Here is a 10,592-nt window from a genome sequence, read left to right as displayed (position 1 = left end):
GTAGACAGCCACCTGCAGCCGCATACGACGAACTCGGCGTACGTCGCCCCTACAAGTGAACGACCAGCTCAAACGCCTTCTTCAAGCGTGCGAATAGCTCATCAGATGCTATTCGTCCCCTTACTAGAAGACCGAGACGTGGACGTGGTCGTAGTGGTTGGCGGTGACGCCGCCGCGGTTCTCCATGGTGCGCCAGCCGGGGCTGCGCATGTCGTAGATGCGCTGGCGCCAGATGACGTACTTGATGCCGAGGGCACTGGCGTGCGAGATGGCGTACTGGGCGGTGCGGTCGCCCAGGGCTTGCGCGCTGCCGCTCGCCATCACGCCGCCGGTCGTGACCATGAAGTCGCAGGCGTGGCCGGTGCCGTGGTCCTGCGGGTCGCCGGTGTGCCGGACGCAGCCGATCGTGGGGAAGGGGCCCGTCTCCAGGTCGAGGGTGTTCTTCACCTTGAGCATGCGGGGCGTGACGCCGCCCATGCCGATGCTGGGCGACTCGGGCTTGTACTTCTTGACGAGCTGCTGGATCTGGGCCTTGCGGCCCTTCAGGTCCGTGATCTCCTTCTTCAGCTCCGCCATCTTCTGCTGGGCCTTCTTGCGGGCCGCGAGCTGGTCGTTGACGAGCTTCTGGATCTGCGCGACCTTCGCGGCCTTGTTCTGCGCGAGGTGGCTGACCAGGGTGGCGTTGCTGAGCAGCTCGCTCGGGTTCGCGTCGGCCATGAACGTGACGGTGGGGTCCTCCCCGCCGGTCATGTACTGGGTCGCGGCGAGCTGCGCGACGAGGTTGCGGGCCTCGACGAGGTCCCTCTGGAGCTCGTTGGACTTGCTCAGCGCCTTCTGCGCGGCGTACTGGGCGTCCCGCAGCTTGGCGAGGTCGCCGCCGTACTCCTTGTCGAGCCTCGCGATCTGGCGGTTCAGCTTGGCGAACTTGGCGCTGTCGCCCGGGTCCATGGGGGCGGAGACGGGTGGCGCCGCGCTGGCGGACGGGGTCGCCGTGCCGATCAGGGGCAGCGCCGCGGCGATGGCCACGAGAGCCGCGGCGGCACGTCGTCCACCTCGCCGGCGCGCGCTAGGCCGACAAGTGGAGGCGGGGGTCTCCACGAGTTCTCCTCTCGTCATGGCCGTAGGTACGGACGTCCGGTGGCCCGTAGGTCAATGGGTGCTAAAGAACCGTCAGCCTCGCCAAGGGTAGACCCATGGATCAGGTGGGACGGCGTGGTACGCGAGAAGCCCGGCTCCCTTGCTGGGAGCCGGGCCATCTTACGTGACAGGTCTCACAGCGTGCCCTTGTAGACGAGCCGGTTGGCCTGCGAGCGCAGCCGCTTGAGGCTGTGCGTGGAGTTGTCGTTCAGCCACTTCTGCACCGTCGGGAAGGTGGCCGTCTTGTGGGTGGACAGGTAGAGCGCCGCGACGCCGCTCACGTACGGGGCGGCCATGGACGTCCCGCTGAGCTTCTGGGCGCCGCCTCCGGGCCAGGTGGACCAGATGCCGTAGCCGGGGGCGTTGATGTCGACGCACTTGCCCCAGTTGGAGAACGTCGCGCGGTTGTCGTACGCGGTGGTCGCGCCGACCGTCATGACCCAGCTCGCGCCGGAGGGCGAGAACTTGCAGGCGTCCTTGTTGTCGTTGCCCGCGGCCACGGAGACGAACACACCGGACTTGGACAGGTTCATCACCGCGGTGTTCACCGCCGAGGACGCCGGCCCGCCGACCGACAGGTTCGCGACGGCCGGCTTGACGGCGTTGGTGCGCAGCCAGTTGGCGGCGTCGACGATGTCCGACATGTAGCCGGAGCCCTCGCAGTCGAGGACGCGGAGCGCCCGCAGGTTCACGGACTTGGCGGCGCCGTAGGTCTTGGAGCCGATGATGCCCGCGACGTGAGTTCCGTGGCCGTTGCAGTCACGGCCGTCGCCGCCGAAGCGGCTCGCCGCCCAGGCGATGGAGGCGCGGCCCCCGAAGTCGTCGTGCGTGACGTCGAGGCCGGTGTCGATGACGTAGGCGTTGACGCCGCTTCCGGACGAGTTGTAGTAGTACGTCTTCGAGAGCTTCGCGGACCGCTGGTCGATCCGGTCCAGGCCCCAGGGGAGCGGGTACTTCTGGGTCGTGGTCGTCTTGACGATCTGGTCCTGCTCGATCGCGGCGACGCGGTCGTCGTGGCGCAGCTTCTCCAGCTGGTCGCCGGTCAGCTTGGCGGCGAAGCCGTTCAGCACCCCGTCGAAGCGCTTGACCCCGGTCGCGCCGGCCTTCCTGGCGGCGGCGTCGGTGGACGCTCCGGTCTTCAGCGTGACGATGTACTGGCCGGGCACGGGGGTGCCCTGCGCCGCCGTCACCCGCACCAGGGACGAGGAGTCGTCGGCGAGCACGGGGAGCGTCGCGGCGGCGCCGAGGCAGGTCGCGACCGCGCCGGCGAGCAGCAGCCTTCGGTGGACAGCCCGCAAGGCCTCTCCTTCTGCCGGGGGGACCGCGCGCGGCGGGCCCCGTCACAAGATCGATGATTTCGATCGAGGGAACCTTAGCGGAACTGTCCTGATTTGAGGTGACAAATTGGACTTGGTGCCACATGTGGCTACCTGGAGGCCGCGTTTCGCGGCGTTTCGGGTGCGGGTCAGGCGCGGTTGAGGCGGCCCCCGTAGCCGAGGCTCGTTCCCGGGCGGGTCCACGTGTACTGCAGCGTCCCGTCCGGCTGGCGCGTGATCTCGACGGTCCCGCTCGTGCACGGCTTGCCAATGGCCAGGTTCATCTTCAGGGCGCTTTCGGTGCCCCTGGTCAACGTCAGGGTGCCGGTGCACTTCTCGCGCGGATATACCGCCTGCGCAGTGGTGCCGCCCGCATCGAACGTGACCTCCGCGGGGAAGGACACATTGCGGTTGGTGTTGACCAGAGTTCCCTTCCACGTCCCCGCAAAGGAGGCCGGGATCGTCGTCACCGGACGGTTGTTGGACGCCTGGGTGCTGTCCGGTGGCGCTCCGTCGTCGCCCTTGAGTTGGGGCCACAGCACCAGCGCGATGATGGCGATGCCGACGCCGACGCCGATGAACAGTGAAAGCGCGACGCCGAGCACGTGGTTGCCGGGGCGCCGCATCCGCGCGATGGACGACCGGGGCGAGGAACCGCGCCCGCCGTCGTCCCGCCCGTGGCCGAGCCCCGGGATGAGGTGGGGTTCGGTCATGTTCGGGTGGTCGTGCAAGCCGACCGCGTCGAACGTGGCCGTCGGGTCGGGGCCGACGGCGTCGAACCTCGCGGTCTGATCCGGTTCGGCGGGCTGTTCCTCGCGGCCGTAGCCGGGCGGGAGGTCCGGGGCGACCGCGTCGAACGTCGCGGTCGCCTCGAAGGCCGCCGGATCCAGGTCGGCAAGCGGCTCCGGCGCGGGCTCGGGGTCGTTCCGGCGGGTCCGGCGGGTCCGCGAGAGCTTCCCGAGGAGGGGGGCGGACGGCGACGCGTCCCCCTGCGGCGGCCCCGGCGGGCCGGACGGCGGCGGAGCGGGCGGCATGGCGGAGACGGGGCCCGGCATCGGCACGTCCCCCATGGGACGCGGCGGGGCCCCCATGGGAGAACGCACCAGGGGCACCGCCGGCGGGACGCCCGGCTGGGCGGCACGGCCCGAAGCCAGCGCGAGCCCCTCCTCCACCATCGACGGCGGCATGCGGCCGGGCAGCGGGCTGCCGGGGCTCAGCAGCCGTTCGAGAACCTGCGGAGCCGTAGGACGCTGCGCGGGCTTCTTGGCCAAAGCGCTCGCGAGCACCTCGCGCAGCGCGTCGGGCACTCCCGAGAGGTCCGCCTCGTCGTAGACGATGCGCTGCATCACCTCGTGCGGCGTTCCCTCGCCGAACGGCCGCCTGCCCGTCGCGGCGAACAGGAGGGTCGACGCCCAGGCGAACACGTCGGCGGCGGGGCCGATGCCCATGCCGCTCAGCTGCTCCGGGGCCTTGTACGACGGATCCTCGGTGATGTGGCCCGTGAAGGCCACGTTCACGGCCTCCAAGGCCCGCGCGATGCCGAAGTCGCTCATCCTGGGCCCGTCCCGGCCCAGCAGGACGTTCCCGGGCTTCAGATTGTGATGAAGCGCACCCGCGCGATGGACGGCCGCGAGGGCGACGGCCATACCGACGGCGAGGCGCTCGACGACGGCGCCGCCGCGCGGGCCCTCCTCGTCCACGAGCCGCTGGAGGGACGGCCCGTCCACCCACTCGCTCACCACGTAGGGACGGTCGCCGTCCACGTCGGCGGCGAGGATCGCGGCCGTCCCGAACCCGGAGACCTTCCGGGCGGCGGCGAACGCGCCGGTGAACCGCGACCTGGCGATGGGCTCGCCGCTGAGCCGCACGTGCAGGACCTTCACGGCGACGCTGCCGCCGGACGGGTCGCGGCCGAGGAAGACGGCGCCCTGCTCACCGACGCCGAGCCGGCCCGTGATCTCGAACGAGCCGAGTCTTCGCGGGTCACCCGGCTGCAGGGGCAGCGCCTCGGGCATCTGACGAACCTCCGTGTCCTCCGGGGACCGCGTCCCCGGCTCCCCGTCCAACTCACTCCCCCATGCCTGGCACCGGGGTCCTTTGTACCGCCTGCGCGGGCAGGCGGTGGACGTGACCGACCGGGTAGCGTCGTCCGCGATGCCGCGAACTCCGCTTTCTCTCGCCGTCCTGAACGAGCAGCGCGCCGTGCTCGGCCTGCCGCCCCACACCGGTGCGGACGAGCCCGCCGCGCTCCGTCGCGCGGCCCTGGACACCGTCCTCGGCGCCTCGGCCGAAGGGGCCGAGCCGTCTCGTCCGGTGGTCAAGGGGGCGGTGCGGTTCCTGCTCGACCGGCTCGCCGAACTGGCTCCCGGTCGTTCGGTGGAGGTCCGGGTCCCTCCGCACGCCGCCGTTCAGTGCATCGACGGCCCGCACCATACCCGTGGAACGCCACCGAATGTGGTCGAGATGGACGCCCCGACCTGGATCGCGCTGGCCACGGGCCGGTTGGCCTGGGCCGACGCGGTCGCCGACGGGCGGGTCCGCGCCAGCGGCGCGCGGGCGGATCTGTCGGCCCATCTTCCCCTGCCCATCGACTGAGACGCCGCCGTGCGGGAGTATCCGCCTTGCTGGAGGTGATCCCGTGCTGATCGCGCATTGGACGTTCGACGTCGACACCGTGGACGGCCGCCGGGTCGCGGACGCGACCGGTGCCGGTCCCGCGGCCGAACTGGACGAGACCGCCGGGATCGTCCCCGGCCGGGACGGGGAGGCGCTGTCGCTCAGCGGGCACGACCGCGCCGTGATACCCGCCGTCCCCCAACTCGTCCTGAGCCAGGTGTTCGGGTTCAGCCTGGCGTTCTTCGTCCAGGTGGCGGAGCCGCCGACGGGCGAGTGGCGCAGCCTCGTCTACAAGCCGGTCGGCGAGAACGACGCGCGCGGCCTCGGGCTATGGCTGTATCCGGACGCGATGAGGCTGCGCGTGCAGTTGTTCACGGTCAAGGGCCCCGACTACGTCGACAGCCGCACCAGACTGGAGTTGGGGGCGTGGGTCCATGTCGCCTTCGTCGTGAACACCCAGGGGATGTCCCTCTACATCGACGGCAAGCGGGATGTGACCGTCCCGCTCGAACACCCCGTCGTCACACCGGCCGGACCCATCTACCTGGGCAGCGAACCCACCAAGCCGGGGTTCGGCGGCCTGATGGACGACTTCCGCGTCTACGCGTCGGCGCTCAACGAGGACGCCGTCAGCGCCCTGGCCGAGTGAACGCCGGCCGCGCTGACCGGCACGAGAGCGGCCGGATGGGTGTTCGCCTGCGCGAAGGGGAACTCGCGCTCGACGCAGCCCCTGCGCGACGCCTCGTCGGGGTACCGCGCCTCGTCCCCGCACCGCGCGGCCTTGCTCAGCAGCCAGAAGAGCAGGCCCGCGCCGATGAGGAGCGCCAGGGCGGAACATGTGACCCCCACCACGGCGGGACGCCGATCGGGGTCGCGGCGAACGAGGGAGACCGCGCCCAGGACGAGGCCCACCAGAGCGGGGACCATGCCCGCAAGGCAGAGCACGAGACCCGCCAGTCCGGCCACTCCGAGCACCTGCGAGGCCCTCGCCAGACCGCTCCGCCGGGGCGGTGCGGGCGGCGCGTAGGTCTGGTATCCCGGCAGTGTCATGCGTCCCCTCCACGTGTCGTCCCCAGATTCCTGCGCACCGCGTGATGCCCGTGGTTCGGGGGAGTAAAGGTCCGTTAAGACATGCCGCCGATCGGAGCAGGTGAACCCGGCATCTAGACTGATTGGCGTGCCTCTCCGTGACGGACGTCTGAGCCACGACATCGATCCCACCGACCGCGCTCCGCAGGACGCCTGCGGGGTCTTCGGCGTCTGGGTCCCAGCCGACCAGGCGTCGCGAGCCGAAGTGAGCAAGCTCACCTACTACGGCCTCTACGCTCTCCAGCACCGCGGCCAGGAGTCGGCGGGCATCGCCGTCAGCGACGGCTCCCGCATCGTCGTGTTCAAGGACATGGGCCTCGTCGCCCAGGTCTTCGACGAGTCGGTCCTGAACACGCTGCGCGGCCACATCGCCGTCGGCCACTGCCGCTACTCCACGACCGGATCGCCTACGTGGGAGAACGCCCAGCCCACGTTCCGGTCGACCGACGCGGGCGGGCTCGCGCTCGTCCACAACGGCAACCTGATCAACACTCCCGAGCTCGCCGCCCTGCTGGACCCCGCCGTGCTGACCGCCACGACCGACACCGAGGTCCTGACGGCGCTGCTCGCCCACCACGGCGAGGGCGGCCCCATGGCCGCGGCACGCGAGATCCTCCCGGTCACGCGCGGCGCGTACTCACTCGTCTTCATGGACGAGGACACCCTGTACGCCGCCCGCGACCCCGAAGGCGTCCGGCCGCTCGTGCTCGGCGCCCTGGAGGCCGGCGGCTGGGTGGTCGCGTCCGAGACGGCCGGGCTCGACATCGTCGGCGCCCGCTTCGTCCGGGAGATCGAGCCCGGCGAGATGGTCGCGATCGACGGCGAGGGCGTCCGGTCCGAGCGGTTCGCCGAGGCGCGCCCCAAGGGCTGCCTGTTCGAGTACGTGTACCTGGCGCGGCCCGACACGACGATCGCCGGGCGCAGCGTCCAGGCCACCCGCGTCGAGGTCGGGCGCCGGCTGGCACGCGAGCACCCCGTCGAGGCCGACATGGTCATCCCGACGCCCGAGTCGGGCACCCCGGCCGCGATCGGCTACGCGGAGGCGTCCGGCATCCCCTACGGCCAGGGCCTGGTGAAGAACTCCTACGTCGGGCGGACGTTCATCCAGCCGACCCAGACGATCCGGCAGCTCGGCATCCGCCTGAAGCTGAACCCCCTGCGCGAGGCGATCGAGGGCAAGCGGCTCGTCGTGGTGGACGACTCCATCGTGCGCGGCAACACCCAGCGCGCGATCGTGGGCATGCTGCGGGACGCGGGCGCCGCCGAGGTGCACGTGCGCATCTCCAGCCCGCCCGTCGCGTGGCCCTGCTTCTACGGCATCGACTTCGCGACCCGCGCCGAGCTGATCGCCGGGAACCTGTCGGTGGAGGAGATCCGCGACTCCATCGGCGCCGACTCGCTCGGCTTCATCTCCCTGGACGAGCTCATCTCCGCCTCGCACATCGCCAAGGACAACCTGTGCCGGGCGTGCTTCGACGGCGTCTACCCCATCCCGGTGGACCAGGACGCCCGCGGCAAGCACCTGCTGGAGGTCGGCCGGTGACGTCCTATGAGGCCGCCGGTGTCGACATCGCGGCGGGCGAGCGCGCCGTGGAGTTGATGAAGTCCCGGGTGGCCCGTTCGCGGCGCCCCGAGGTCGTCGACGACGTCAGCGGGTTCGCGGGCCTTTTCGACGCCTCCGCGTTCCTGAAGTACAGGCGTCCCCTGCTCGCGACGTCCACGGACGGCGTCGGCACCAAGGTCGACCTGGCGCGGCGTCTCGGCGTCTACGACACGGTCGGGCACGACCTGGTCGGCATGGTCATCGACGACCTCGCCGTGTGCGGGGCCGAGCCGCTGTTCATGACCGACTACATCGCCTGCGGGAAGGTCGTCCCGGAGCGGATCGCCGACATCGTCGGCGGCATCGCGGACGCCTGCGCCCTGGCCGGATGCGCCCTCGTCGGCGGCGAGACCGCCGAGCACCCCGGCCTCCTGGAGGCGGACGAGTTCGACCTCGCCGGCGCGGGAACGGGCGTCGTGGAGGCCGACGAGATCCTCGGCCCGGACCGTGTCCGGGCGGGCGACGTCGTCCTCGCCATGGCCTCTTCCGGCATCCACTCGAACGGGTACTCGCTCGTCCGCCACATCCTGGCCACGACGGATCTGACCCTTGAGTCCGCGCCCGCCGAACTCGACCGTCCGCTGGGTGAGGAACTTCTCACTCCGACGCGGATCTACACCAGGGACTGCCTGGCGCTGACCCAGGCCGGCGGGGTGCGCGCCTTCGCGCACATCACCGGCGGCGGGCTCGCGGCGAACCTGGCCCGCTCGCTGCCGCCGACCGCGGACGCGGTGCTGGACCGCTCGTCATGGGAGGTCCCGCCCCTGTTCCGCGTCCTGCAGGCGCACGGCGGCGTGCCGCAGCCCGAGATGGACAAGACGTTCAACCTGGGCGTCGGGATGGCCGCGATCGTGAGCCCGGACGCCGCCGACGCGGCGCTCCGCCTGCTGAGCTCTCGCGGCGTCCCCGCCTGGGCCCTCGGTGAGGTCACCGCGGGCACCGGTCACGCCGCCTTCGCCTAGCCGCGGGGTCCAAACGTCCGGAACCACCACGTGAAGGGCTGAGAGAGCCGTTGAGCGCCGCTCAGCCCCATACGTCACCTGGGAAGCACAAGCCGCCGAAGGCGCCTTAGAGGCTCTCTCGGCGGCTGGCAGAGACCATGACCCACACACCCCCATGAGGGAAGACCGCAGCGAACATGCAGAAGTCACGACAAACGCCACTGCCCGTTGGCGGGCAGTGGCGTGCTGTCAGCCGATCAACCGGAGGTGCCGTCCTTGCGGGGCTCCGTGCCGTAGTCATCGGCGTAGTCGGCGTACTTCTCGGCGAGCTCGTCATACGAGTCGTCGCCGGAGTCCGGGACTCCCAGTTCGTCCTTCAGGCGGTCGAGGTCCGTGTTGCCGGTGTTGTACTTGAGCTGCCGGGCAACCTTCACCTGCTTGGCCTTGGCTCGGCCGCGACCCATTGGCTCGACCCCCTCGATGGTCAGGGCTTTCGTGGGCCCATCAACGCGCGCGTGTACCACACGAACCGGTGCCTGATGAGCCATGCGTCAGTCACGGGTACAACCGTACCCGTTTTGCGTCTGGCTCGGTACATCGACGGTACGTGGCGGCGCCCCTGTTGCTGATAACAACAGTGTATCCGGTGGTCACGAGTACGTGCGAAGGCCGCCGTGGGACGGTCGAGCGGTTCCCCGCGGCGGCCCTTGCAACGGTCTTGCAACGGTCTAAACGGGTCTAGGAAGGGCACCGTCCGGATTGTCCCGTCCTCGACCGGTGGGCCGCGTCAGAGGAGGATTCCCCGCAATCTGCCGATCTCGGTCATCCGGCGCTCCGCGAGGCGGTCGGCGGCGACCGCCGGCGGGACGCCGTCGTCGGCGGCCAGCTGGAAGATCTTCCGGGTGGTGTCGTAGATGCCGGAGGCCCGTGCCTTGGCGCGGTCGAAGTTGAAGCCCTCGATCTCGTCCGCGACCTGGATCACACCGCCGGAGTTGACCACGTAGTCCGGCGCGTACAGGACGCCGCGGTCGGCGAGGCTCTTCTCGACGCCCGTGTGGGCGAGCTGGTTGTTCGCGGCGCCGCAGACGATTTTGGCCTGGAGCACGGGCACGCTGTCGTCGTTGAGGGAGCCGCCGAGGGCGCACGGCGCGTACACGTCGAGGTCCGCGCGGACCATCGCGTCGGCATCCGCGACGACCTCCACCTCCGGGTGCAGTGACCGGACCCGGTCGACCGCGGCCTCGTTCACGTCGCAGACGACGACGTCCGCGCCGTCCTCGCGCAGGTGCTCCACCAGCCGGTGGCCGACCTTCCCGACGCCCTCAACCCCGACCCGCCTGCCGCGCAGGCTGGGCGCGCCCCACATGGTCTCGGCCGCGGCGCGCATGCCCTGGAAGACGCCGAACGCCGTGAGGATGGAGGAGTCGCCGGCGCCGCCGTGCGCGACCGTCCGCCCGGTGACGAAGCGGCACTCGCGCGCCACGACGTCCATGTCCTCGCTGAAGGTCCCGACGTCGCACGCCGTGTAGTAGCGGCCGTTCAGCGACTGGACGAAGCGCCCGTACGCCCTCAGCATCGCCTCGGACTTGTCGATGGCGGGGTCGCCGATGATGACGGCCTTGCCGCCGCCGAGGTCGAGCCCGGCCAGGGCGTTCTTGTAGGCCATGCCCCGGGACAGGTTCAGCACATCGGCGAGCGCCTCCTCCTCGGTGCCGTAGGGGAAGAAGCGGGTGCCTCCGAGGGACGGGCCGAGCGCGGTGGAGTAGATGGCGATGATGGCGCGCAGGCCGCTGGCCTCGTCCTGGCAGAAGACGACCTGCTCGTGTCGGGGTTCGGTGCCCTTGTGGGGCGCCCCGAAGACATTAGGCACGGTAGTGCCCTCCTCTCTGT

10 protein-coding genes are annotated in these 10,592 nt (G+C 70.7%); 4 read left to right on the top strand and 6 right to left on the bottom strand.

Annotated features, from left to right (window positions below; translation table 11 throughout):
- Window positions 1–123 precede the first annotated feature (123 nt).
- The 3 genes from SM611_RS26475 to SM611_RS26465 all read right to left on the bottom strand — a co-directional run bounded on the left by SM611_RS26475 (window position 124) and on the right by SM611_RS26465 (window position 4,468).
- Complete coding sequence (locus SM611_RS26475; RefSeq protein ID WP_371952714.1) at window positions 124–1,026, bottom strand: coiled-coil domain-containing protein; 903 nt, start codon at window positions 1,024–1,026, stop codon at window positions 124–126.
- 245 nt (window positions 1,027–1,271) lie between these two features.
- Complete coding sequence (locus SM611_RS26470) at window positions 1,272–2,435, bottom strand: S8 family peptidase (protein ID WP_371952713.1); 1,164 nt, start codon at window positions 2,433–2,435, stop codon at window positions 1,272–1,274.
- Between the two features lie 167 nt (window positions 2,436–2,602).
- Complete coding sequence (locus SM611_RS26465; RefSeq protein WP_371952712.1) at window positions 2,603–4,468, bottom strand: serine/threonine protein kinase; 1,866 nt, start codon at window positions 4,466–4,468, stop codon at window positions 2,603–2,605.
- 139 nt (window positions 4,469–4,607) lie between these two features.
- Here SM611_RS26465 and SM611_RS26460 point away from each other — a divergent pair, with 139 nt between their 5' ends.
- Together SM611_RS26460 and SM611_RS26455 are read left to right on the top strand one after the other, a co-directional pair.
- The gene (locus SM611_RS26460; RefSeq protein WP_371952730.1) at window positions 4,608–5,048 is read left to right on the top strand and encodes a sterol carrier family protein; all 441 of its coding nucleotides are present in this window, start codon (window positions 4,608–4,610) and stop codon (window positions 5,046–5,048) included.
- A gap of 43 nt (window positions 5,049–5,091) precedes the next feature.
- The gene (locus SM611_RS26455) at window positions 5,092–5,718 is read left to right on the top strand and encodes a LamG domain-containing protein (RefSeq protein WP_371952711.1); all 627 of its coding nucleotides are present in this window, start codon (window positions 5,092–5,094) and stop codon (window positions 5,716–5,718) included.
- On the opposite strand, the gene SM611_RS26450 is transcribed toward SM611_RS26455, so the two are convergent.
- Window positions 5,670–6,119 carry a hypothetical protein gene (locus SM611_RS26450; RefSeq protein ID WP_371952709.1) on the bottom strand — a complete coding sequence of 150 codons (450 nt, stop codon included), beginning with the start codon at window positions 6,117–6,119 and terminating at the stop codon, window positions 5,670–5,672. The two genes, SM611_RS26455 and SM611_RS26450, sit on opposite strands and share 49 nt — an antisense overlap.
- 127 nt (window positions 6,120–6,246) lie before the next feature.
- Here SM611_RS26450 and purF point away from each other — a divergent pair, with 127 nt between their 5' ends.
- Together purF and purM are read left to right on the top strand one after the other, a co-directional pair.
- Window positions 6,247–7,701, top strand: coding sequence for an amidophosphoribosyltransferase (purF, locus tag SM611_RS26445; RefSeq protein ID WP_371952707.1), 1,455 nt, complete (start codon window positions 6,247–6,249; stop codon window positions 7,699–7,701).
- A complete protein-coding gene (gene purM, locus SM611_RS26440) occupies window positions 7,698–8,723 on the top strand; it encodes a phosphoribosylformylglycinamidine cyclo-ligase (RefSeq protein ID WP_371952705.1) in 1,026 nt (341 codons plus the stop codon). Before purF ends, purM begins: the two co-directional genes overlap by 4 nt.
- 236 nt (window positions 8,724–8,959) lie before the next feature.
- Here the strand turns inward: purM and SM611_RS26435 are convergent, their stop codons facing one another.
- Together SM611_RS26435 and SM611_RS26430 are read right to left on the bottom strand one after the other, a co-directional pair.
- Window positions 8,960–9,166, bottom strand: coding sequence for a DUF3073 domain-containing protein (locus tag SM611_RS26435; RefSeq protein WP_176404772.1), 207 nt, complete (start codon window positions 9,164–9,166; stop codon window positions 8,960–8,962).
- A gap of 323 nt (window positions 9,167–9,489) precedes the next feature.
- Window positions 9,490–10,572 (bottom strand): Leu/Phe/Val dehydrogenase, encoded by a 1,083-nt coding sequence (locus SM611_RS26430; protein WP_371952704.1) that lies wholly within the window; start codon window positions 10,570–10,572, stop codon window positions 9,490–9,492.
- Between the last annotated feature and the right edge of the window lie 20 nt (window positions 10,573–10,592).

The sequence above is a fragment of the Actinomadura monticuli genome, assembly GCF_041463655.1.
Lineage (GTDB): Bacteria > Actinomycetota > Actinomycetes > Streptosporangiales > Streptosporangiaceae > Spirillospora > Spirillospora monticuli.
Note: the sequence above shows the minus strand (reverse complement) of the source record. Positions and strands in the feature narration are given on the sequence as shown.

Excerpts from the sequence above, each read along its gene's own strand:
- SM611_RS26465 (WP_371952712.1), bottom strand. The coding sequence starts at position 4,468 with ATGCCCGAGGCGCTGCCCCTGCAGCCGGGTGACCCGCGAAGACTCGGC.
- SM611_RS26460 (WP_371952730.1), top strand. The coding sequence starts at position 4,608 with ATGCCGCGAACTCCGCTTTCTCTCGCCGTCCTGAACGAGCAGCGCGCC.
- SM611_RS26450 (WP_371952709.1), bottom strand. The coding sequence starts at position 6,119 with ATGACACTGCCGGGATACCAGACCTACGCGCCGCCCGCACCGCCCCGG.
- SM611_RS26435 (WP_176404772.1), bottom strand. The coding sequence starts at position 9,166 with ATGGGTCGCGGCCGAGCCAAGGCCAAGCAGGTGAAGGTTGCCCGGCAG.